Annotated in this window: 23 protein-coding genes; 22 read left to right on the plus strand and 1 reads right to left on the minus strand. The window is 40.3% G+C overall.

Annotated features, from left to right (window positions below; genetic code table 11):
- The first annotated feature begins 11 nt into the window (after positions 1–11).
- From CLV99_RS16630 to CLV99_RS16645, 4 genes are all read left to right on the plus strand, one after another.
- The gene (locus tag CLV99_RS16630; protein WP_133585649.1) at positions 12–500 is read left to right on the plus strand and encodes a thioredoxin family protein; all 489 of its coding nucleotides are present in this window, start codon (positions 12–14) and stop codon (positions 498–500) included.
- A gap of 149 nt (positions 501–649) precedes the next feature.
- The gene (locus CLV99_RS16635) at positions 650–1,465 is read left to right on the plus strand and encodes an FKBP-type peptidyl-prolyl cis-trans isomerase (protein ID WP_211348561.1); all 816 of its coding nucleotides are present in this window, start codon (positions 650–652) and stop codon (positions 1,463–1,465) included.
- A gap of 76 nt (positions 1,466–1,541) precedes the next feature.
- Positions 1,542–2,162 (plus strand): FKBP-type peptidyl-prolyl cis-trans isomerase, encoded by a 621-nt coding sequence (locus tag CLV99_RS16640; protein ID WP_133585651.1) that lies wholly within the window; start codon positions 1,542–1,544, stop codon positions 2,160–2,162.
- Positions 2,163–2,485: 323 nt separating this feature from the next.
- Positions 2,486–3,136 (plus strand): DUF6266 family protein, encoded by a 651-nt coding sequence (locus CLV99_RS16645; protein ID WP_133585652.1) that lies wholly within the window; start codon positions 2,486–2,488, stop codon positions 3,134–3,136.
- Positions 3,137–3,147: 11 nt separating this feature from the next.
- Here the strand turns inward: CLV99_RS16645 and gldB are convergent, their stop codons facing one another.
- Positions 3,148–4,200, minus strand: coding sequence for a gliding motility lipoprotein GldB (gldB, locus tag CLV99_RS16650; RefSeq protein WP_133585653.1), 1,053 nt, complete (start codon positions 4,198–4,200; stop codon positions 3,148–3,150).
- A 50-nt stretch (positions 4,201–4,250) separates the two neighbouring features.
- Between gldB and CLV99_RS16655 the strand changes: the two genes are divergently transcribed.
- The 18 genes from CLV99_RS16655 (at position 4,251) to ilvA (ending at position 24,818) form a co-directional block, all read left to right on the plus strand.
- The gene (locus tag CLV99_RS16655; protein ID WP_133585654.1) at positions 4,251–4,910 is read left to right on the plus strand and encodes a porin family protein; all 660 of its coding nucleotides are present in this window, start codon (positions 4,251–4,253) and stop codon (positions 4,908–4,910) included.
- Positions 4,911–4,942: 32 nt separating this feature from the next.
- Positions 4,943–6,583, plus strand: a complete 1,641-nt coding sequence (locus CLV99_RS16660; RefSeq protein WP_133585655.1) for an NAD+ synthase — start codon at positions 4,943–4,945, stop codon at positions 6,581–6,583.
- Between the two features lie 54 nt (positions 6,584–6,637).
- Positions 6,638–7,219 (plus strand): DUF4136 domain-containing protein, encoded by a 582-nt coding sequence (locus CLV99_RS16665; RefSeq protein WP_133585656.1) that lies wholly within the window; start codon positions 6,638–6,640, stop codon positions 7,217–7,219.
- 228 nt (positions 7,220–7,447) lie between these two features.
- Entirely contained in the window at positions 7,448–8,041 is a 594-nt protein-coding gene (locus CLV99_RS16670; RefSeq protein WP_133585657.1) for a hypothetical protein, read from the plus strand.
- 136 nt (positions 8,042–8,177) lie between these two features.
- Positions 8,178–9,680 (plus strand): F0F1 ATP synthase subunit beta, encoded by a 1,503-nt coding sequence (gene atpD / locus CLV99_RS16675; RefSeq protein WP_021071269.1) that lies wholly within the window; start codon positions 8,178–8,180, stop codon positions 9,678–9,680.
- 107 nt (positions 9,681–9,787) lie between these two features.
- A complete protein-coding gene (atpC, locus tag CLV99_RS16680; protein WP_133585658.1) occupies positions 9,788–10,036 on the plus strand; it encodes an ATP synthase F1 subunit epsilon in 249 nt (82 codons plus the stop codon).
- Positions 10,037–10,424: 388 nt separating this feature from the next.
- Positions 10,425–11,315: a branched-chain amino acid transaminase gene (locus tag CLV99_RS16685; protein WP_133585659.1), complete on the plus strand. Its 891-nt coding sequence runs from the start codon at positions 10,425–10,427 to the stop codon at positions 11,313–11,315.
- Positions 11,299–12,999 (plus strand): dihydroxy-acid dehydratase, encoded by a 1,701-nt coding sequence (ilvD, locus tag CLV99_RS16690; protein WP_133585660.1) that lies wholly within the window; start codon positions 11,299–11,301, stop codon positions 12,997–12,999. The genes CLV99_RS16685 and ilvD overlap by 17 nt, the downstream gene beginning before the upstream one ends.
- A 107-nt stretch (positions 13,000–13,106) precedes the next feature.
- Entirely contained in the window at positions 13,107–14,849 is a 1,743-nt protein-coding gene (gene ilvB / locus CLV99_RS16695) for a biosynthetic-type acetolactate synthase large subunit (protein WP_133585661.1), read from the plus strand.
- 1 nt (position 14,850) lies between these two features.
- Positions 14,851–15,441 (plus strand): acetolactate synthase small subunit, encoded by a 591-nt coding sequence (gene ilvN, locus CLV99_RS16700; protein WP_133585662.1) that lies wholly within the window; start codon positions 14,851–14,853, stop codon positions 15,439–15,441.
- Between the two features lie 126 nt (positions 15,442–15,567).
- A complete protein-coding gene (locus CLV99_RS16705; RefSeq protein ID WP_133585663.1) occupies positions 15,568–16,041 on the plus strand; it encodes a DinB family protein in 474 nt (157 codons plus the stop codon).
- Between the two features lie 34 nt (positions 16,042–16,075).
- A complete protein-coding gene (ilvC, locus tag CLV99_RS16710) occupies positions 16,076–17,557 on the plus strand; it encodes a ketol-acid reductoisomerase (protein WP_133585664.1) in 1,482 nt (493 codons plus the stop codon).
- A 99-nt stretch (positions 17,558–17,656) separates the two neighbouring features.
- Complete coding sequence (leuC, locus tag CLV99_RS16715) at positions 17,657–19,054, plus strand: 3-isopropylmalate dehydratase large subunit (RefSeq protein WP_133585665.1); 1,398 nt, start codon at positions 17,657–17,659, stop codon at positions 19,052–19,054.
- A 1-nt stretch (position 19,055) separates the two neighbouring features.
- Positions 19,056–19,658 (plus strand): 3-isopropylmalate dehydratase small subunit, encoded by a 603-nt coding sequence (leuD, locus tag CLV99_RS16720; RefSeq protein ID WP_133585666.1) that lies wholly within the window; start codon positions 19,056–19,058, stop codon positions 19,656–19,658.
- A 6-nt stretch (positions 19,659–19,664) separates the two neighbouring features.
- Positions 19,665–21,131 (plus strand): ATP-binding cassette domain-containing protein, encoded by a 1,467-nt coding sequence (locus CLV99_RS16725; protein WP_133585667.1) that lies wholly within the window; start codon positions 19,665–19,667, stop codon positions 21,129–21,131.
- Positions 21,132–21,135: 4 nt separating this feature from the next.
- Positions 21,136–22,209: a 3-isopropylmalate dehydrogenase gene (leuB, locus tag CLV99_RS16730; RefSeq protein ID WP_133585668.1), complete on the plus strand. Its 1,074-nt coding sequence runs from the start codon at positions 21,136–21,138 to the stop codon at positions 22,207–22,209.
- An 89-nt stretch (positions 22,210–22,298) separates the two neighbouring features.
- Positions 22,299–23,453 carry a 2-isopropylmalate synthase gene (locus CLV99_RS16735; RefSeq protein WP_133585669.1) on the plus strand — a complete coding sequence of 385 codons (1,155 nt, stop codon included), beginning with the start codon at positions 22,299–22,301 and terminating at the stop codon, positions 23,451–23,453.
- 111 nt (positions 23,454–23,564) lie between these two features.
- Positions 23,565–24,818 (plus strand): threonine ammonia-lyase IlvA, encoded by a 1,254-nt coding sequence (ilvA, locus tag CLV99_RS16740; RefSeq protein WP_133585670.1) that lies wholly within the window; start codon positions 23,565–23,567, stop codon positions 24,816–24,818.

The raw sequence follows: 24,818 nt of genomic DNA on the forward strand, positions 1-24,818 counted from the left end.
AGCAAAACATCATGGGGACAGCAATAAAGAAAATCATTTTCATACTTCTTACAGTCAGCGGATTATTAACCGTTGTCATTAGTCATGCTCAAACAAAGCCGACATCCATTACAAAAGTGGATAGCTTATTAGCGAATGAACCAAAACCTGTCCTTATCCTACTTTCTACTGACTGGTGCCAGTACTGTCAGATGCAAAAACAACAGGTGCTTAAAAACAAGAAGTTCATGGAGAAAAGCAATCTATTTTATTACGTAGAGTTTGATGCTGAAAGCAAGCAAACCATCCGTTTTCAAGAGAAAGATTATGCATACAAGCCTACAGGTGCTAATATCGGCACACATGAACTGGCATTAACCTTAAATGGTCCACACAAACTGGCTTATCCTACCTGGATACTATTAGATAAAGACTATCAGGTTGTTTTCCGTCACGGAGGCGTATTACCCCCTGCTCAACTAGAAGAATTATTAGATACACTTGAAAAAGTAGATTTATAACTGGCTTAATCAAAAAATTACGTCAAACGACAAAACAAACAGACTCATTACAAGCGAGTTGTTAAAATTTTACTAATTTTAACATATTTGTGTAGCGCTATCATTATTTTTATCGTTTTAAGACCTAAACAACAATTTTGAATAAAGATATGTACATAGAGGAGAGAGACCCACTTTTACATATTGCCACTAAAAAATTATTTATATCTAATGAAACCTTCATTTATGAAAGATTCATTGCCATTAAAAACAATTTACATTCAATGAAAAATCTATTTAAGACAGTATTATTTGCTGCAGTTGGAGCAGTTGTGTTCGTATCGTGTAATAAGAGCGACGATTATGATTATGAAGGAGAAAAACAACGTGTATTAGAGCAAGAAAAAGCATTTGATCTCCAATTGTCTAAAGAAAAACTTGATATTGAAGAATATGTGCAAGCCAATTTTGGAAGTTTAGTACAAGAAGACACATTACTTGTCCCATACCAAGTTTTAGAGAAGAAAGTTAAAAGAGGATTCTGGTACGAAGTTTTGAGTGCTCCAACAGAAGAAGACGATAAAGCTTATACGTGGGAACTTACTACTTCAGGGTACAACTATGTTGTAAAACCTGCTAAAGTAAAACTAAAATATACAGCACGATTATTGGACAACACTATTGTAGAATCAGATTTAGAAGGAAGTAACTATGATATACCTCCATTTTCAAGTGAGTCTAAAGTCTTTACGTCTGCATGGTATTTTTCATTTATTCCTTATGCTGTAAAAAACAATTCAAACAGTATTCCTTTAAACGGATTAACTAAAAACGGATTAAAAAAGGGAAGTAAAATCCGTGTAATTTCTCCATCATTATATGCACATCGCAACGTGGAAAAAAAGGCTGATGGAACTACCTTTTTAAAAGACATCCCAGCAAATTCTCCATTAGTATACGAGTTTGAAGTGTTGAGTATTCAATAATTTTCAAATACATTTATAAACAAAAGAGAAGATTATATCTTCTCTTTTGTTATTTTAGGCATTAAATAATACAAAAATGAAAAAAGCACTAGCGTACATTAGCTTTATGATCAGTCTACTGGTCCTTGTCAGTTCCTGTAACAAAAACCAAGAGACATTCGACCCTGTTGCCCAACTTGAAGTGGAAAAACCGATCATAGAAGCCTATGTAAAAAAGAACTACCCAAATGCTGTTCAACACGAAACAACAGGCATATGGTATGAGGTTATGGAATCTCCAGAAGAAGCAAACTATAAATACCCGTTAAAGGATACTTTAAATCAAAAATGGATCTGGACAGAAGGTACAATTAATTATAAAGGCAAACTTATAAGCAATGGAACTATATTTGACCAAACTAAAGATCCAGCAGTAGGAACAGAACTACCCCTGTATATGAGTTTAACCAGTGGCCAAGGATCTGTTATCACGGCTTGGTTAATGGCTTTCTACCCTAAAAAGGTTACAGTGGAGTCAAAGGAAATCAATTTAGGAATGATTTTCGAAAAAGGAGCCCAAGAGGGTGCTAAATTTAGAATAATAACCCCTTCCTACTATGCGTATGGAAATAGAGCGGCAGGAAGTATACCTGCTAATTCTCCGCTTGAATTCGAAATTGAAGTACTCAAATTAAGAGATTTCAATCCTCCAAAGTAAAACAAGATATCTTCTAAAAGTAAGAGCCGTATCTGATAAAATCAGGTGCGGCTTTTATTTTTACTTAACCTTTTACCGTCTAAATCTTTCTCTAGCCTTCTAAGGTTCACCTTGATACCAAGTAGGGTACTTCTTATTAGATAATAGGGACTCCATACGGACTTTATTCGGAGATAACAGGGACTTCATTCGGATAAAGTCGAATAAAATACCTGTTATTTCCTAATTATATCCTGGTCTATTACTTTTTAAAAAATAACTTAGTAATAACTTATCCCCTAGATATTAGTATATTAGTATCAGCTAGTTAAACTTAAAACAACATGGGAAGAACAAAAAATGGCCCCATGGGATCTGCCAGCGGGAAAATCGGACCTTTAGTATTTTACAAATGGAAAGATAAAGACTGCGTTCGGAGCAGACCTAAGGTCAACAAGAATCGCGAGCTATCTATCGACGAAAAGAAAAACCGAGGCAAATTTGGATTTGTACAGAATTACCTGAGTCCGCTAAGTAGTGCCATAAGGCTTGGTTTTCATAATTATGAGCCAAACCGGACCGCCTTTAACTCGGCTATGTCCTATACCTTACATAACGTAGTACAATCTGATGATGACGGTTTTTACATCGATCATTCGTTATTTCACATCAGTAAAGGGATAACATCTCCTCTAAAAGATGTGACACTGGCTTATGAAGAAGGAGTACTCACTTGCAATTGGGATTACAACCCAACAATTGTCAGAGATTTAGAGCTACATTCCTTTCGTTCACTATTTGTGGCTATTCCCGATTCAAATACAAATGATATACAAGGACATACCCTACACAAAACATTGATAGATAAGCAGGAACAGATGCATATATCTTCCGGTTCAAACGGAAAAGTCTATCACATACATCTGGGATTTGTCGCTGTCGACCATAGCAGTCGAATCGTCGACAGCATTTATGCTGGTACAGTTACAGTCTAGGGGTAAGCTTATTACTTGCCCTTAAACTTCGACTGCTCCAATATCTTTTGTGCATCATTCTCGCGGAAAAGCGCAACAAGATCAAGTTCAGGATTGCGCTCCATAAACTTGCGCACCATCATCCAGCCGATATACGAACCTAATTTTGGGGCAGACTCATTATTTCCACCAAGTTCAGGTGTAAAAGGTGCATCGGTAAAATATTTCTGTGTCTTTAAATAATCCGTATCATAGAGTAATCCTTCCTGCAGAAACCAGGCCCAAATATCGGCTTGATACTTCTTGGCCCAGGCAAGTTGCTCGACTGTATAGCCAATCTTGGTCTCATCAGAAGCTGATTCAAGCATAACATCCATGGCATACAATATCTTGCCATTATACACCATGTGCTGCAATGTATTTTGATTGAGATTGTCCTGTGGTAAAAGCTCCTCCCTCAAAATAGCTTCCACAACCCGAGGCGTCATATTCTCCGGGGTGAATCGACGAGACATATACAGCGGTATAGAACGGACCAATGCCGGGTAGAACTTAGAGTCGGCTCCCAAGAACATATCCAAGCCTATCCCCACATAATCTTCCCCTATCGGTGTTTGGAAAGAGAAACCACCCATAAAGGCTATAAAACGAGGTATATTATAATCCGGAAAGTAATACTTTACATACTTAAGAGCCTGTGTCAATTCCTTTTCCTGCTGCTTCAGGTTCGGATATTTTTTGGCTACAGCATCTGCTAGGTCAATAAAATCCCTTTTCTTCAACACCTGTACCAGGTTCTCCTTCAGTAGTAGTGTATCTTTGGGATTCCCTACTTCAAGCATCTGTGTCAAATAGTCGAAATAGAAATAAGGGTATTCCTGTTGCAACTGTTTATTCTTAACAGGAATATCTGCTTCTTTAAGGGTATTAAATACCTGGTCAAAACGATCTATCTTGACAACGACATCCACCTTAGATACATCAGGCCTGCGCACTATATCTGTTTGGCTACAAGAAGTTATTATGACAATGAAACAAGCATTAATTAAAAAAAAGGAATATTTTTGTAGTGTTTTCAGATACATAGCAATCGACTTAAGACACAAAAATATAATTTATATAACAATTAAAAACTATGGTTAATTTCACAAAGCGTTTATTTCCTTTCGTCATCCTATTTTTTGCACTCCTATCCACTTCCCAATCTCAAGCGCAAAGCTATTATTATGGGAGAGAAAAAAATATACGCTTAGGTCTGGCGATAAATCCCAATGTGGGCTGGTTGCGCTATGAAAATGATCAAGAAGGCAGTGCCAAACTTGGCTTTTCTTACGGCTTAGTTGCAGATTTAGGCTTCGCAAAAAACTATTATTTCTCCACAGGATTATTGATCAACACCATTAATAGCCGTGTAGAACCCGCTTTCAGAAGCGTAGAAAACAACGATCCCGCAATTCCAAAATACAAAGACCTTTCTCTTAAATATGTGGATGTCCCATTATCTATAAAGCTGAAGAGTACACCAAACGAATTTGGACGTTTTTATGGTCAGTTTGGCTTTACCGCAGGGGTCAAAGTATCTTCAAAGGAACAACTTGAAAATAAAAACAAAGAGACAACGAGTGCAGATCTATTCCGCTTGGGCTTACAAATTGGTGGCGGTGCCGAATGGAAAATAGGCAATGACATGGCCGTAATGACTGGCCTCACTTTTAACAACGGTTTTACACGGACAATGAAAGACGGCTCTCCTAAAAGTTCATTTGTCGCATTGAACCTAGGACTATTGTTTTAGGCAAACCGTTCATAACTATTAGGTATAAACAGATGAAGATAGCATTAGCACAGCTCAATTATCATATTGGTAATTTTGAGCAGAACGAAGAGAAAATCATAAAAGCAATAGCCCGTGCAAAGCAGGAACAAGCCGATGTCATCGTATTTGCAGAACTGGCCATCGGAGGTTATCCTGCCAAGGATCTATTAAGAAATGCTGTTTTTCTGGACCAATGCCAACAATCTTTATCACAGATAGCTACACACTGTGATACCATAGACTGCATCATCGGTGCCCCTATTCGCAATGCGTACGAAGAAGGAAAACAGCTCTCCAATGCCGCTATAGTTATCACTAAAGGGCAAATCACAGACTGTCGCAAGAAATCCCTCCTTCCTGACTATGATGTATTTGATGAATATCGTTACTTTGAGCCAAACCACAACATACAGTGTATCGAGCTACAAGGAAAAAAAATAGCGCTTACGATCTGTGAAGACCTTTGGGACAACGACCACGATAATTCCTACAAAGGAGATCTCATGCTGGAACTAGCGCAAGAGAAGCCGGATCTGATTATTAATATTGCAGCCTCTCCTTTCTCTTATATCCATTTTGACAAACGTATATCGGTATTAAGCAACAACGTACTAAAAGCAAATGCGCCCCTAATATATGTCAATCAAATTGGAGCACATCTAGACATCATATTTGATGGCCGTTCGCTGGCAATGAACAAAAGCGCAGAAGTCATAAAAGAGCTTAACGCTTTTGATGAAGACCTACAGTATGTGACATTGGAGCATGGAGATCTGCAAACAACAGCAGTACCGCAGCCTGCAAAGCTAGGAGAGATAGCGAGTATACACCAAGCGCTATTATTGGGGCTAAAAGATTACTTTGCTAAATCCGGTTTTAAGAAGGCAGTGCTTGGTCTTTCTGGCGGATTAGACTCTGCTATAGTGGCAGCATTGGCCGTAGAGGCTTTAGGGGCTGAGAATGTCCTTGCGGTCCTGATGCCTTCTGTATACTCCACTACACATTCTATAAAAGATGCGATGGACCTCGTCGATAATACCGGATGCCAACACCTTGTATTGCCGATCAAGGAAATAGCACAATCCTTTGAAGATACGTTACAGGAAGCTTTCGTCGGGTTAAAGGCAGACACCACCGAAGAAAACATACAGGCACGTACGCGGGGTACCCTATTGATGGCCATCAGCAATAAATTGGGGCATATTCTCCTTAATACCTCCAACAAAAGCGAAGCGGCTGTAGGGTATGGCACACTGTACGGTGATATGGCTGGCTCGCTAAGTGTAATTGGCGACGTCTATAAGACACAGGCCTATAAATTGGCATCCTATATCAACCGGGAGAAGGAAATTATTCCAATAAACACTATTGTAAAACCTCCTTCGGCAGAGCTACGTCCCGACCAAAAAGATTCGGATTCACTACCAGATTATGAGATGCTAGATGCCATTTTGTACCAATTGATTGAACTCGAAAAGTCGGGATCAGAAGTTGTCAAATTAGGTTTTGACGAGCAGCTTGTACAACGTATTACAAAATTGGTCAATAATGCCGAATTTAAGCGTTTTCAAGCACCTCCCATATTAAGAGTGAGCCCAAAAGCTTTTGGTTCTGGAAGACAAATGCCATTAGTTGCAAAATTTTCGTATTAAGCATTAAACCTTTTGAATAACAGCGTGTCATAAGGTATATAATTAGGATTAGTTATGCACAAAATAGTAATATTTCTAACAGCATTTGTACTTTTAGCGTTCGCATCGTGTTCGTCGCACAAGTACCATACAACACGGGTTCAAAATCTTGATTTCAACCAGTTCAAGACATATGGCTGGTTAGAACCGGTGGATTCCTTATCAAAGGATTATTATAATAACGATATTGCCAAGGGTAATATCATGACTACAGCTAATAAAGAAATAGAGGCACGTGGTCTGACGTATTCAAAAGAAAACCCTGACATTCTATTTCGATACATAGCTATTGTCAATAATAAGAGTAGAATCGTATATAGTACTCCTTATTACGGAGGCTGGGGATGGGGTGGTCCTTGGGGCTGGGGAGGTTACTGGGGTTGGGGAGGCTACTATGGTGGCTCTTACCCTGTAGCTAAAGAGCGTGTACGCTACGGACACCTTATATTCGAAGCTATAGACCGCAAGACAAACAGTGTAATCTGGCAGGCAAGAGGTACTACAGAAGTCAATGAACCAGAAAAGGCAATTAACGAATTACCGAAGACGGTTACAGGCATCATGAAAGAATACCCACTACCGGTGCTGAAGAAATAAAATCAAAATAAAACAATCCCCTTAAAGCCTTTAAATCGTACTGAAAACCGTACGATTTAAAGGCTTTTTTTATGAAAGTGTCTGTTTTTAATAGACATTAAGAACTTTCATGTCCGTTGATGACTCAATGGAATCATGAAAGTTTTATTTATTGTTTTATTTTTTTGTATTAAATAATTTTATTTAGGACATTTATAAATGTATTAACATCATTTATCTATTCAAAGCATGTATAAATCTATTTTATCTTTAGTTTTTCTTTTTCTAACCACAAGTACTTTCGCGCAGTTGACCTTGCAGCAAAAATTACAATCAGACTTAAACCTTAACACACAGTTTCAAGTTTTGCTAGCACAGTCCAAGTCCCAAGACGCTGACTTTAAAATCATCAGAAAATCTAACATAGAAATCATACAGAAGAATGTAAATGACTCTATCTCAAAATACACCAAAGAAATCGCTTCTTTGAAGAACAGTTCTTCTTCGTCTGTAGCTACTGTAACGGGATTAAAGGACTCTCTTCAAACTGTCCAATCCGAATTACAGGTCGAAAAACAAAGAACAGATAGTATCTCTTTTCTAGGGATAGATTTTGCAAAGAGCGCTTACCACACCACAGTATGGATTATTATTGCTGTATTGGGTATAGGCTTCTTCTCTATGTTAGTATCATTCCGTAAAGCAAAAGTAGATACGGTAGAACACCAAAAGACCGCTGAAGAGACTCAGAATGAGTTCCAACAATATAAAAAGAAAGCAATGGAAAAAGAACAACTGCTCAAAAGACAACTATTAGATGAACAGTTAAAAAGAGATTCTTAAACAGGCCTAAAAAAACTTACTATTTATTTTTTTATATGTTTTGCTTTTAAATAGATATACCTTATTTTTGCATTCCAAAATACAGCTATGAAAATAGCTGTTTATAAATAGATTAATAAATTTTAGTCCCTATAATATGCCCAATATTGGTAAAATAGCGCAGATTATCGGCCCAGTGGTTGACGTCAACTTTGCCGACAATGAAAATCTTCCTAAGATTTACGATGCATTGTACATTGAAAAAGAAAATGGACAGCGTGTCGTTTTAGAAGTTCAACAACACCTTGGTGAAGAGCGTGTTCGTACGATTGCGATGGATGCAACAGAAGGTTTGGTACGTGGCATGAAAGTAGTTGATACTGGTGCGCCGATCAAAATGCCTGTTGGTGAAGAAATCAAAGGTCGTGTATTTAACGTTGTCGGTTCGCCGATTGACGGCCTTCGTGAATTGGACAGAACTAATGGACGGTCTATCCACAACACTCCGCCTAAATTTGACGATCTATCTACAGAATCTGAGGTACTTTTTACAGGTATCAAAGTAATTGACCTTCTAGAGCCTTATGCTAAAGGTGGTAAAATCGGATTGTTCGGTGGTGCTGGTGTAGGTAAAACAGTATTAATCCAAGAATTAATCAACAATATCGCTAAAGGACACGGTGGTCTTTCTGTATTCGCCGGAGTTGGAGAGCGTACACGTGAAGGTAATGACTTACTTCGTGAAATGTTAGAATCAGGTATTATTAAATACGGTGATCATTTCATGGAAGGAATGGAAAAAGGAGAATGGCCTTTGAATACGGTAGATGAAGAGTTGATGAAAGACTCAAAATGTACATTCGTATTCGGTCAGATGAACGAGCCTCCTGGGGCACGTGCTCGTGTAGCATTGTCAGGACTTACAGTAGCGGAATATTTCCGTGATGGTGAAGGCGAAGGAAAAGGACGTGACGTATTATTCTTTATCGATAATATCTTCCGTTTCACACAAGCTGGTTCTGAAGTATCCGCTTTATTAGGACGTATGCCTTCAGCGGTAGGTTACCAACCGACATTAGCAACAGAAATGGGTCTAATGCAAGAGCGTATTACCTCTACTAAAAACGGTTCAATCACTTCGGTACAAGCGGTATACGTACCTGCCGATGACTTAACTGACCCTGCTCCAGCGACAACATTCGCTCACTTGGATGCAACAACAGTATTGTCACGTAAAATTTCTGAGCTAGGTATCTACCCAGCAGTGGATCCATTGGATTCTACATCGCGTATCTTATCTCCAGCAGTATTGGGTGATGAGCACTACAACACAGCTCAACGCGTAAAAGAAATCTTACAACGTTATAAAGAACTTCAAGATATTATCGCAATCTTGGGTATGGACGAATTATCTGATGAAGATAAATTGACTGTAACCCGTGCACGTCGTGTACAGCGTTTCTTATCACAACCATTCCACGTAGCAGAACAGTTTACAGGTCTTAAAGGTTGTTTGGTAGACATCAAAGACACGATCAAAGGATTCAATATGATCATTGACGGTGAGGTAGATGAATACCCAGAAGCAGCTTTCAACTTGGTAGGTACAATTGAAGATGCTATCGAGAAAGGTAAGAAATTATTAGCAGAAGCAGTTTAATATAGAGTAGGTAGTATTTAGTATATAGTAGTTAGATATCTTGTCTTACTATCCATTAGAAAATATATTCTAAATACTAAGTACTAACTACTTAATACTATCAAAGAATGAAATTAACAATAATAACACCAGACAAATTAGCTTACGAAGGCGACGTGACTGCAGTTACGGTACCAGGTTCGGCGGGTTCTTTCCAAATTTTGAAGGATCACGCTGCTATTGTGTCTACGCTAGACGACGGAAAAGTCATTATTAAAGATATTAGTGGCGAGCATGTCATTATTATTAAAGGTGGTGTGGTTGAAGTTAAGGACAACAATATCATCGTTTTAGCGGAAGGAATTGTGCAAGAATAAAAGAAAAAGAAACGATCAGAAAAAGCCCTTAGAACTTCAAGTTTTAAGGGCTTTTTTTATGGCCGTAATCGGTGCGTTTTCGGAAAAGAATTTACAGCACTTTTGCCTTTTTAAGAAGAATTTGTCTCTTTTTCCAAAAACTAACGTTTCAATAAAAATGAACCAATTTTAAATACGGTTCACATTAAACAAAATAATATTTCGTTAAAAAAATACAAATCAAATTATAAATCAAAATAAAAGGGCTTGGTTGAAATAATAAACTTTTTCAAAATACTCTATTTGCCTATTGTATAGAATTTTAAATCGAGCTAACTTGAGGATGTGAATAATGGGAAGAAATAAAACAACTTTGGAGAGACGCGAATTATCCTAAAAAAAGTAACGTATGCAGTACTATAATCAAAACACATTGGTCTATCTTAATGGTGAATTTGTAAAAGCAAATCAGGCTGGAGTCGATCTGTTCGGCCAGTCCCTACATTATGGTTATGGAGCCTTTGAAGGCTTACGCGCATACAACACACACAATGGAACGCGTATTTTCAAAGCTGAAGCTCATTTTGAACGTTTGAGAAAGTCTTGTGAAGCGTTGAGACTCCCTTATACATGGAATAATCGTACGCTGATCGAAAAAAGCTATGAACTTTTGGAGGCCAACAACCTGAGAGCCGCCTATATCAGACCATTGATATTCTCCGGCTCGAATATGCACCTTACATCTTCTGACCAAGCCAGTATTATGATTGCTGCCTGGGAGTGGGGTCCCTACCTTGGTCAAAATCTATTACGCGTAAATATCTCATCGATCGAACGTCCAAACCCGAGGTCATTCCCTATTGACGCTAAAGCCTCAGGTCAATATATTAATTCAATATTGGCAACAAGCGATGCGATAGGCCACGGATTCGACGAAGCACTTTTATTGGATCAAGAGGGGTTTGTCGCTCAGGCCTCAAGTGAAAATTTATTTATCGAAAAGGATTTCAAGATTTTCACCCCTCCATTGGAAAATGTTTTTCCAGGAATCACACGTCAGACAGTCATCAATATCTGCAAAGAATTAGGGTTTGACATTATAGAAAAAAAACTAACCATCCAAGATATATACAGCGCAGATTCTGCTTTTTTGAGCGGAACTGCAGCTGAGATTATCGGCATAAAACAAGTCGATCATGTGATCTACAAAGAAGAGTGGGAACATAGTATCGGCGCATCTATTCAAAGAAAATACAAAAACTTAGTCTTAGAACAAGAAAATTATGAAGTCATCATCTGATCACGGGAAGACATTAAACAAGTACAGTAGAATATTCACGCAGGACGAGACGCAGCCTGCGGCTAAAGCAATGCTTTATGGCATCGGCCTAACCGATGCTGATATGGATAAAGCACAAGTAGGAATTGCAAGTATGGGCTACGATGGTAACACCTGTAACATGCATTTAAATGACCTTGCACAAATCGTAAAAAAAGGCATATGGGCCAATGAGCTTGTCGGCTTGACATTTGGCACTATAGGCGTTAGTGACGGTATGAGCAACGGCACCGACGGCATGCGCTACTCTTTGGTATCCAGAGATGTGATTGCAGATAGTATCGAGACCATCTGTGGTGGACAATACTATGATGGGGTCGTCGCTATCCCTGGTTGTGACAAGAATATGCCAGGAGCAATCATGGCAATGGGAAGACTGAACCGCCCTGCTATTATGGTATACGGGGGAACAATCGCCCCAGGCCACTACAAGGGCGAAGAATTGAATATTGTATCTGCTTTTGAAGCTTTAGGGAAGAAAATAGCTGGAACAATCTCTGACGAGGATTATGATGGTGTAATACGCCATACCTGCCCTGGCGCAGGCGCTTGTGGAGGTATGTATACAGCAAACACGATGGCCTCGGCTATTGAAGCCTTGGGTATGAGTCTCCCCTATTCGTCATCAAATCCTGCTGTATCAGAAGAAAAGAAGAAAGAGTGTTTAGAAGCCGGAAAATACATCCGCATTTTGTTGGAAAAGGATATAAAACCTTCTGATATCATGACTCGTAAAGCATTTGAAAATGCAATTCGTACGATTGTGATACTTGGAGGATCAACCAATGCTGTTTTGCACTTTATCGCAATGGGGCATGCTGTTGGGGTAGAAGTCACTCCTGATGACTTTCAACGTATGTCTGATGAGACACCAGTATTGGCAGATTTAAAGCCATCCGGCAAATACCTAATGCAAGACCTCCATAATTATGGTGGGGTACCTGCTGTATTGAAATATTTATTGGATGAAGGTTTACTACATGGTGATTGTTTGACTGTAACGGGAAAAACATTGGCAGAGAATTTAGAGGGTGTGAAATCTATTATGGACTACGAACAGCCTATCATTCGACCATTGAACAAGCCTATCAAAGAAACCGGTCACTTACAGATATTGTATGGCAACCTAGCCGAACAAGGTTCTGTTGCTAAGATATCGGGAAAAGAAGGTGAGAAATTCGTAGGTCCTGCCCGTGTATTTGACGGAGAGCATGACCTTGTCGCAGGAGTATCGTCTGGCCGCATCAAACCTGGAGATGTAATCGTTATTAAAAATGAAGGACCTAAGGGTGCTCCTGGTATGCCAGAAATGTTGAAACCGACGTCATTGATTATCGGAGCGGGACTGGGCAACTCGGTTGCGTTGATTACCGATGGCAGATTCTCCGGTGGAACACACGGCTTCGTTGTTGGACATATCACACCCGAAGCCTATGAAGGCGGGCTTATCGGCCTTGTACAAGACGATGATATCATCGAGATTGATGCCGTAAACAATACCATAAGTCTAAAAGTATCTGACGAGACCATTGCCGAACGTCGCAGTACGTGGAAACAGCCCGAACTGAAGGTCAGCAAAGGTGTGCTCTACAAATATGCAAAAACGGTTGCCAATGCTTCCCTGGGATGCGTTACGGATTTATAAAAAAGAGCAAAGATTAAAGAGCAAAGATTTCCGGTTAATCTATTGTCCTTGCTCCTTATTCCTTAATCTAAATACTGAATACTAATATCTAAATACTAACTAATAAAATGAGTACACTGGAAAAAACCGAAAAAAAGGACAACCAAACTACTACGGCTGCCTCCCAATTGACCGGCTCACAGGCGGTATTGGAAGCATTGATCCACGAAGGTGTGGATACCGTGTTTGGCTATCCTGGTGGTGCCATTATGCCAATCTATGATGCATTGTACGACTACAATGATCGATTGAAGCATATCTTGGTACGCCATGAGCAAGGTGGAATTCATGCTGCACAAGGATATGCACGTACTTCTGGACGTGTAGGTGTAGCTTTTGCGACGAGTGGTCCTGGAGCAACTAATCTAGTCACTGGACTAGCTGATGCCATGATTGACAGTAACCCTATCGTCTGTATTACAGGTCAGGTATTTGCTTCTCTATTAGGTACAGATGCTTTTCAGGAGACGGATGTAATCAATATTACTTCGCCTGTCACCAAATGGAGCTATCAGGTAACGGAGGCTTCTGAAATCCCTACGGCGTTAGCTAAAGCTTTCTACGTCGCTAGTACCGGACGTCCAGGCCCTGTATTGATCGATATTACTAAAAACGCACAGATAGAGCTGTTTGATTACCTTGGATATGAAAAATGTACACATATCCGCTCGTATCGCCCCGCTCCTATTGTCAGAAAAGAATATATACAAAAAGCTGCTGAAGTAATCAACTCGGCAAATAAACCCTTTGTCTTATTTGGACAAGGAATCATACTTGGAAAAGCAGAACAGGAATTTAAATCCTTTATCGAAAAAGGAGGTTTTCCATCAGCTACAACCGTAATGGGACTAAGTGCTTTAGAAACAGACCACCCTCTACATGTAGGAATGTTAGGAATGCATGGTAATTATGCTCCAAATGTAATGACAAACGAGTGTGATGTCCTGATCGCTGTGGGAATGCGTTTTGATGACCGTGTTACAGGTCGTCTCGACAAGTATGCCAAACAAGCAAAAGTCGTGCATCTAGACATTGACCCTGCCGAAATCGATAAGAACGTAAAAACAACGGTACCGGTATGGGGCAATTGTAAGGAAACATTGCCTTTATTGACAGAATTAATCAACAAAGGTGACCATGCCGACTGGCTACAACAATTCCGAGACCTAGAAAACGAAGAGATCAAAGAGGTGATCCAAGATGAACTGCACCCTAAAGGAGATATCCTAACAATGGGCGAGGTTGTGAACGTACTAAATGAACTGACAGGCGGTAACGCTATTATAACAACAGACGTAGGTCAACATCAAATGATAGCCTGTCGCTATGCGAAGTTCAACCAATCTAAATCAAATGTCACTTCTGGCGGTTTGGGAACGATGGGCTTTGGGCTTCCTGCGGCTATAGGCGCTTGGTATGGTGCTCCGGATCGCGATGTAATAGCTATCATCGGTGACGGTGGCTTTCAGATGACTCTACAGGAACTCGGTACCATCATGCAATTTGGAGCAAAGGTCAAAATATTAATCTTGAACAACCAATTCTTAGGAATGGTGCGTCAATGGCAACAGCTTTTCAATGACAAGCGCTACTCTTTCGTCAACATTACCAGTCCAGATTTTGTTGCCGTGGCAAAAGGGTACTATATCGACGGGAACAGAATCTCCGAGCGCAAAGACCTACGTGGTGCTTTAGAAACGATGCTTAACCATGACAGCTCTTACCTATTGGAAGTTATGGTCGGAAAAGAGAACAATGTTTTCCCAATGGTTGCACAAGGGACGAGTGTCTCAGAAATAAGATTAAAATAAAATGGAAAAACAAGAATTTACCATCACTATATATACAGAGAATTCGATTGGTATGATCGGTCGTATCTCGAATATATTTTCGCGTCGTAAAATCAATATAGAAAGCTTAAACACTTCTCCTTCAGAGGTAGAAGGCATACACCGCTTTACCATCCTAATATCAGAAGGCGAAGAGGTGGTCCGCAAACTGTGCCGTCAGATTGAAAAACAGGTGGAAGTATTAAAAGCGTACTTCAATACCAATGAGGAATTGATCTGGCAAGAGCAGGCACTATACAAAGTACCAGCGGATGTTGTAAACGAAAAAGTCTACGTAGAGCGCTTATTACGTCAATATGGTGCTAATGTAGTCGTAATACGTCCGGATTATATTGTCTTTGAAACAGCGGGACATCGAGAAGAAATCGATCGATTAACCCAAGAACTGACAAAATATGGTTTGATCGAGTTTGTGAGAGGAGCCCGTATCGCTATCATTAAGGATAGTGCAGGATTCCATGCCAAGTTGAAACAATTTGAACGGGAAGAACCAGCACCAGATATCGTCGAAAACGAATTTTTAGACCAACAGGATCAAGTGTTTACAATGTAAGACTACAAGGTTACAGGGCTTATGAGGTTATATGGTTACAGAGGTTACAAAGTTATACCTTGATAACTACATAACTTTCTAACTACATAACTTCTTAACTTGACAACAACATCACTGATATATAACATGGAAAATACGTTTAAATTCATAATACAAACACGCAAAGCCTTCATTCGACTAGTCGAAAGCCTGACATTGGAGCAACTGAATGAGATTCCTGCCGGATTCAACAATAACATCATCTGGAACTTTGGCCACATTGTCGTGGTCGCCCCGGCGCTATGTTATTTGAGAACTGGAATAAGCACAGATACAGATCGCGTCAAATACCTTAAATCCTATGTGAAGGGGTCAAAACCGACATATAGTGTCACACAGGAAGAAGTGGATGACCTAAAGAGGCTAGCACTAGAAAGTATAGCCCAAATTGAGAAGGACTACTATGCCGGTGTGTTCAAGGAGATAGTTCCCTTTGCTACGGACACCTACAAGGAGACCATGACAAGCATCGAAGAGGTTATTCAATTGTCCGCAGGGCATGATAACCTACACTATGGGTACGCAATAGCGCAAAACCGAATAATCAAAATAAATAACTAAATCTTAAAAAAGAAAAACTTTAAATAGTAAAACAATGGCAAATTATTTCAACACATTACCTCTTAGAGAGCAATTGAATCAATTGGGTATTGCAGAATTCATGAATTCGTCCGAGTTTGCAGACGGCGTGGAGGCTTTAAAAGGTAAAAAAATAGTAATCGTAGGTGCAGGAGCTCAAGGGTTAAACCAAGGTTTGAACTTAAGAGATAGTGGGCTTAATGTATCTTACGCACTACGCAAAGAAGCTATTGAACAAAAAAGAGACTCTTGGAAAAACGCAACAGATAATAACTTTACTGTAGGTACTTATGAAGAGTTAATCCCAACAGCGGATTTAGTAATCAACCTTACTCCAGATAAACAACATACATCTGTAGTCAATGCTGTGATGCCATTGATGAAACAAGGAGCGACTTTATCGTACTCCCACGGTTTTAATATCGTCGAAGAGGGTATGCAAATCCGTAAAGATATCACCGTTATCATGGTAGCACCTAAATGTCCGGGATCAGAAGTACGTGCTGAATATTTAAGAGGATTCGGTGTACCAACACTAATCGCTGTACACCCTGAAAATGACCCTCAAGGTAAAGGATGGGCAGAAGCTAAGGCCTACTGTGTAGGTACAGGTGGTCATAGAGCAGGTGTATTAAAGTCATCTTTCGTTGCAGAAGTAAAATCGGATTTAATGGGAGAACAAACAATCCTTTGTGGTTTGTTGCAAACAGGTTCTATTCTTTCTTTCGATAAGATGATTGCAAAGGGAATCGATGCAGGGTACGCTTCCAAATTAGTACAGTACGGTGTAGAGGTCATTACTGAAGCATTGAAACATGGTGGGGTAACTGGTATGTTAGACCGCTTAAGCAATCCAGCAAAGGTAAAAGCTTTTGAGCTGTCTGAAGAATTGAAAGGTATTATGCGCCCATTATTCCAAAAACATCAAGATGATATCATGTCTGGTGAATTCAGCAAGACAATGATGGAAGACTGGAATAACGGCGATGCTAATCTATTGAAATGGAGAGCTGAAACAGGTGAAACTGCATTTGAAAAAACTCCTGCTGGCGATGTCAAAATAGCAGAGCAAGAATACTTTGACAACTATCTATTAATGGTTGCTTTTGTAAGAGCTGGTGTAGAGTTGGCTTTTGAAACGATGGTTGAAGCAGGTATTAAACCGGAGTCTGCGTACTACGAGTCATTACACGAAACTCCATTAATTGCAAATACAATCGCCCGTAAAAAACTGTTTGAAATGAACCGTGTTATTTCAGATACAGCAGAATACGGCTGTTACCTGTTTGACCAAGCATGTAAGCCTCTATTAAAAGATTTTATGACTAAAATCGACACCGATGTAGTTGGTAAAAACTTTAATGATGGAAAAGATGCAGGTGTAGACAACGTAAAATTGGTTCAAATCAACGAGGTATTACGTAGCCACCCTGTCGAAGTAGTAGGTCGCGAATTGCGTAAAGCAATGACTGCGATGAAAACTATTAAAACAATTTAAAAATTTCGTAATTTTAATGTGCGCAATGAGGATGAAATTACAACTATTGTAATTCATCCTCATTTTGAAATTACAACATATATAGAAGAAAGAGAGAAAATGGGAAAAACATTAGTAGAAAAGATTTGGGATGCGCATGTTGTCAAACAACAAGAAGGGTTTCCTGATATGTTATATATCGATACCCATCTTATCCATGAGGTGACCTCACCTCAGGCATTTGACGGCCTACGCAAAAGAGGGCTTCCTGTACTACGTCCAAAACAGACCGTAGCTACAGCAGACCACAACGTCCCGACTTTAAATCAGCATTTACCTATTAAAGAAGAGCTATCGCGCTATCAAGTCGATATGCTGACAAAAAACTGCAAAGAATTCGGGGTAGAGCTTTATGGTTTGGGCCACCCTTACCAAGGTATTGTACACGTGATTGGTCCTGAGTTGGGAATTACTTTACCTGGAAAAACAATGGTTTGTGGAGATAGCCATACATCGACGCATGGTGCCTTTGGTGCTATTGCTTTTGGTATCGGCACATCGCAGGTAGAACAGGTATTTGCAACGCAATGTCTACTCTTACAAAAGCCAAAAACCATGAAAATCGAAGTTAATGGGGAACTAGGCAAAGGTGTAGGAGCTAAGGATATTATTTTATACGTTATTTCAAAAACAACTGCAGCCGGTGGAACAGGATACTTTGTTGAATTCGCAGGATCAGCAATCCGTTCTTTAAGTATGGAAGGACGTATGACGGTATGTAACATGAGTATCGAGATGGGCGCACGTGGAGGATTAATAGCTCCAGACCAAACTACTTTCGACTATATCCAAGGCCGTGAGTTTGCTCCAAAAGGAGAAGAATGGGATAATGCTGTCTCTTACTGGTCGACCTTATATTCGGATGACGACGCTAACTTTGACGCAGTCCTCACCTTTGATGCCGCTGACATCCAACCGATGATTACCTATGGTACCAATCCAGGAATGGGTATAGGTGTGACTGAAATAATCCCAACAACTGTTTCACAGCCAGACAACGAACGTCCGTCCTACCAAAAGGCTTTGGACTATATGGGCTTTCAGGATGGCGAACAGGTGCTAAACAAGCCGGTAGACTACGTCTTTATAGGTAGCTGTACCAACTCTCGTATCGAGGACTTGCGCCAAGTAGCCGATTTTATCAAAGGCAAACAAAAAGCAGATAGCGTAGAAGTATGGATTGTCCCAGGCTCTAAACAAGTAGAGGCACAAGCCAAGCAGGAGGGGATAGATAAAATATTTGAAGCAGCAGGTTTCCAACTACGTGAACCAGGGTGCTCGGCTTGTCTGGGTATGAATGAGGATAAAATTCCAGCTGGCAAATATTGTGTTTCGACATCTAACCGCAACTTTGAAGGACGCCAAGGTCCGAATGCCCGCACTATGCTGGTAAGCCCGCTTACTGCGGCAGCAGCAGCGATTACTGGTAAAGTTGTAGATGTAAGAGAATTGATATAGTATGAAAAAATTTGAAAAATTGACGTCAACGGTAGTTCCACTACCCATTGAAAATATTGATACAGACCAGATCATCCCTGCCCGCTTCCTAAAAGCGACAACAAGAGATGGTTTTGGTGACAACCTGTTTCGTGACTGGCGCTACGATAGTAACAATCAGCCAAAGTCTGACTTTGTCATGAACAACCCGACCTATTCTGGAAAGGTACTCGTAGCAGGTAAGAATTTTGGCTGTGGATCATCCCGGGAACATGCAGCTTGGGCTATCCAAGATTACGGATTCGATGTCGTAATCAGCTCCTTTTTTGCAGACATATTCAAAGGAAATGCATTAAATAACGGAGTGTTGCCAATCACCGTACCGGAAGAGTTTTTAGAAAAGATATTTGCAGCGGTATTTGCTGATGCAACGGCTAAAATTGAAATCGATCTAGAAGCGCAAAAGGTTATCATAGCTGCTACTGGAGAGTCGTTCGAGTTCGAAATAAACCCTTATAAAAAATCCTGTTTGATCAATGGATATGATGATATCGATTTCATCCTGAGCCATTCGGATCAAATTCAAGATTTTGAGAAAACTAGACCCTTCTCTTTTTATTCATAACACAATATGACTGAACCTTTTGTCTCTATTCATCAATTGACTATCCGATACAAGACTCAAAATGTATTGAATGGTCTTTCTTTGGTATTGAATAAGGGAGAACATCTCCTACTTGGAGGTGAAAGCGGATCGGGAAAAACAACACTAGCAAAGGCAATCGCGGGAGTAGACGGTGAAGAGGAACATATCAAAATTAATTTTGACTCTGACAGTCTACTTCCGGCAAAAGCCATATACATCTCGAGTTGGTACCAGTTTACCAACTTGGAAGGTGACCGCAACTTCTACTACCAACAGCGCTATAATAAACATCAAGGTCAAGATACGCTGACGGTACAAGCGGAACTAGAGCACTATGCCCGACAGGAAGGATTAGACCTTGCGTCTATTCAAGACCGCATCAAGGCATTTGGCTTTGAAGACACAAAACAGTCGCAGCTGATTGAATTATCTAGCGGCGAACATAAAAAACTACAACTCATCAAAGGATTGTGGTCAAAACCGCAATTGTTATTGATTGATGATCCCTACACTGGACTAGACGCACAATCGAGAATCACTTTGAATGCTTGGTTGGACGACCTTGCCCAAGAGGGGGTACAGCTGATCCTGATCAGTAATAACCAACAGCTTCCCCAAGCAATCAACCGCTTTGCCCATATAGTAGATGGTCAAATCCATGACGTCGAAAATCCGGGCAAACTGTCAAGAAGTAAAGGCAGAAGCCGAATGAAGCTTCCAGATTTCTTGTCCAAAATGCCTGATGCTCCCTATAAGACTATTGCTAGCCTCCAAAATGTGTCAATACGCTATGGAGAGAAAGAGGTTCTGAAGGATGTGTCGTGGGAGGTTAAAGTTGGTGAGAAGTGGTTATTGCAGGGACCGAATGGCTCGGGCAAGTCCACTTTATTGAGTTTGATTAATGGGGATCATCCTCAGTCTTATGGATTGGACATCTCCCTCTTTGACAACAAACGTGGCTCGGGCGAAAGTATCTGGGACATTAAAGAGAAGATAGGCATTATTTCACCTGAAATGCACTGGTACTTTGATCAGAATGCAACGGTATGGCATACCATAGCATCTGGGTTTTATGATAGCATTGGATGGTTTGTGGATGTAAAATTTCATGAGAAACAAAAAATAGAGGAATTATTAGCTTTTTTCGGGCTGAGTGAGTTTAAAGACCAGCTACTCGTTACGCTCCCTCTTGGCAAACAACGATTGGCCCTGCTGGCTCGAACAATTATCAAGAACCCTCCTCTGCTAGTATTAGACGAACCTTGTCAGGGATTAGATACAGAGCAGACCCAATATTTTAACGATGTCGTCGACGAACTGGCCCATCATGGTAAGACCCTCATCTATGTTGGGCATTATGAGAGCTTACTCCCTTCGTGCATCGAACATAGAATTGTATTAGAGAAAGGCAAAGTTAAAGCCATAGAAGATATATTAGAAAACGTTGAATAGTATAATGAAAAGAAACATCCTAATTATTCCAGGTGATGGAATTGGACAAGAAGTCACAACTTGGGGCAAACAAGTATTAGAAAGTATTGCTCAAAAATATAACCATGAATTTGTTTTTGATGAAGCTATCATGGGACATACTGCAATAGAAGCAACAGGCGATCCACTTCCTAACGAAACATTGGAAAAAGCGAAAGCATCGGATGCCATTCTTTTTGGCGCTATAGGTCACGCTAAATATGACAATGATCCTTCTGCAAAAGTACGCCCGGAACAGGGATTACTTAAAATACGTAAAGAGCTGGGTCTCTATGCCAACCTACGTCCTATATTATTATTTGATGAGCTATTGGATGCTTCCAGCTTAAAGCCAGAAGTGCTACGTGGAACGGATATTTTGTTTTTCCGCGAATTGACAGGGGATGTATACTTCGGCGAGAAGAAACGCAATGAAGACAATACCTTTGCCTCAGATCTAATGAATTACCACCGCTATGAAGTGGAACGTATCGCGCGTAAAGCATACGAAGCTGCACGTACACGTAGTAAAAAATTATGTTCAGTCGATAAGGCTAATGTTTTAGAAACATCCCGTCTGTGGAGAGAAGTGGTCCAAGAGATAGCAGCAGAATATCCAGATGTAGAAACAGAACACATGTTTATTGATAATGCAGCAATGCAATTAGTCAAAAACCCAAAGAAATTCGATGTAGTACTTACAGCGAATCTATTTGGAGATATCCTGACTGATGAAGCATCGCAGATAGCAGGTTCTATGGGCATGCTCGCTTCTGCTTCAATTGGTGATGGAACTGGATTTTTCGAACCTATACATGGATCGGCACACGATATTGCAGGACAGAACAAAGCCAATCCATTGGCCTCTATTCTTTCGGTCGCACTAATGCTAGATATCGCATTCGGATTACAGGATGAAGCAAAAGCGGTCACATCTGCTGTCGCCGATACGCTGAAAGCAGGCTGGAGGACAGGTGACATAGCCAATAGTAGCACGCCTCAAGACAAGATCTTAGGAACGAACGAAATGGGTCAGAAAGTATTGGAGCACTTGAAGTAAAATATAATTTTCACATACACTAAAACAAAGCAACAGGAGTAAATAAACGGGTTTTTGCCCTTTTAGTTTTAACTTATAAATTGAATATTATGTTACACGATCCTAATCATTTATACATTTTTGATACCACATTAAGAGATGGCGAGCAAGTCCCGGGCTGTCAGCTCACAACTACAGAAAAAATAGAAATCGCTAAAGATCTGGAAAACCTAGGGGTAGATGTTATAGAAGCTGGATTCCCGGTTTCGAGTCCTGGAGATTTTCAGTCTGTGGTAGAGCTATCAAAGGCTGTAAATGATGTTATCATCTGTGCTTTGACCCGTGCTAATAAAAATGATATAGATGTCGCAGCAGAGGCTTTAAAGTTTGCCAAGCGCCCCCGTATCCATACCGGTATCGGCTCTTCGGATATGCATATCAAATATAAATTCAACAGTACGCGCGAAGAAATCCTAGAAAGAGCAGTCGCAGCGGTAAAACACGCGAAGTCTTATGTAGAAGATGTAGAATTTTATGCAGAAGATGCTGGCCGTGCTGATTTGGAGTTTTTAGCAAAAATGGTAGAAGCAGTTATTGGAGCTGGAGCCACAGTGGTGAATATACCAGATACCAACGGCTACTGCCTACCTGACCAATATGGTGCTAAGATTAAGTACCTGACGGAGCATGTCAGCAACATCGATCAAGCTATCATTTCGGCGCACTGTCATAACGACCTTGGACTCGCTACTGCAAATTCTATAGCTGCAATCCAAAACGGAGCCCGTCAAGTCGAATGTACCATCAATGGTATTGGCGAACGTGCTGGAAATACCTCTTTGGAAGAAGTCGCTATGATATTAAAAGTACACAACCAAACATTTGGTGGCTTGACTTCAAATATCAACAGTAAGATGTTTACCTACCTATCGAGAAAGGTATCGGACATGATGAATATGCCTGTACAACCTAATAAAGCTATTGTAGGGCGCAATGCCTTTGCCCATAGCTCCGGCATACACCAAGATGGATTCTTAAAACACCGTGAGAACTATGAAATTATCCGTCCTGAAGATGTCGGATTGGAAGAAGCAGACATTATCCTAACAGCACGTTCAGGCCGCCATGCTCTGAAACATCACTTAGAACGTCTAGGACACCATCTCGATAAAGATGCGTTAGCTAACACTTATGAACGTTTCCTAACATTAGCAGATGCAAAAAAAGACATCAATGACGAGGATTTACTCTCATTAATGAAATAGAATAGACTGGCAGACGAGGATTGCATGCTAGACATGTCAACCCTCGTTTGCCTCTCCTATCGACATCTGGCTCTTTAACACACAATCACCTAAACAAACGAATTTAAAACAATGAGCTTAGATTTATCTACATTGGCTATAAACAGCCAGCTTGCAACAGACAGAATAAAAGAGGTCGTCACACGGACCCCGCTACAATATAATCTTCATCTATCCGAAAAATATGGGGCTGATATCTACTTGAAAAGAGAAGATCTACAGGTTGTCAGATCCTATAAGCTACGGGGTGCTTTTAATAAAATCAGTAGTCTCACAGAAGAAGAGCGCTCGCGGGGCGTCGTCTGTGCAAGCGCGGGGAACCACGCACAAGGGGTTGCTTTTTCCTGTAAAAGACTCAACATTAAAGGCGTCATATTTATGCCTGGCCCTACTCCACGACAAAAGATAACACAGACTGAGATGTGGGGTAATGGGAATATTGAGATAGTCTTGGTAGGAGATACTTTTGACGATTGTCAAAAGGGAGCATTGGAATATGCGAAGGAGCATAACATGACTTTTATCCCTCCTTTTGATGATCTTAAAGTCATCGAAGGCCAAGGAACGGTCGCTGTAGAAATCTTGGAGGACCTGCCAACAACCGACGTAATCATCTTACCTATCGGTGGCGGGGGGCTGTCTTCGGGTATCGGGTACCATATCAAAACGCATACTCCTCATATTCAAGTCTACGGTGTAGAACCTGAAGGAGCTCCATCCATGCAAGCGGCTATTCAAAATAATGGTCCAATAGAGTTAGAGCATATCAACAAGTTTGTAGATGGCGCTGCCGTAAAAAAAGTAGGAGCACTAAATTATGAAATCACAAGTCAACTACTCGATGGTCTGAAGTCTATTCCAGAAGGAAAAGTATGTACGACAATATTGGAGTTATATAATAAGGACGCAATTGTAGTAGAACCCGCAGGTGCATTATCTATTGCAGCATTGGAATTCCATAAAGAGGAGATAAAAGGAAAAAAAGTCGTCTGTATCGTATCTGGGGGGAATAATGATATCGATAGAATGAGCGAGATCAAGGAGATGTCTTTATTGTACGAAGGATTTAAGCATTATTTTATCGTACGCTTTCCACAGCGACCTGGTGCATTGCGACTGCTCGTCACTGAAGTACTGGGTCCTAAAGATGATATCACCCGTTTTGAATATATCAAAAAAACAGAACGAGAACGCGGTCCGGCATTAATAGGTATTGAACTTAATGACCCTAAAGATTACACCACATTCATTGAGAAATTAAAAGCCTATAAATTTGACTTCATAGAAATCAATAAAGATCAAACACTTTTCGAGTATTTGGTATAA

The sequence above is a fragment of the Sphingobacterium yanglingense genome (assembly GCF_004363245.1).
GTDB lineage: Bacteria > Bacteroidota > Bacteroidia > Sphingobacteriales > Sphingobacteriaceae > Sphingobacterium > Sphingobacterium yanglingense.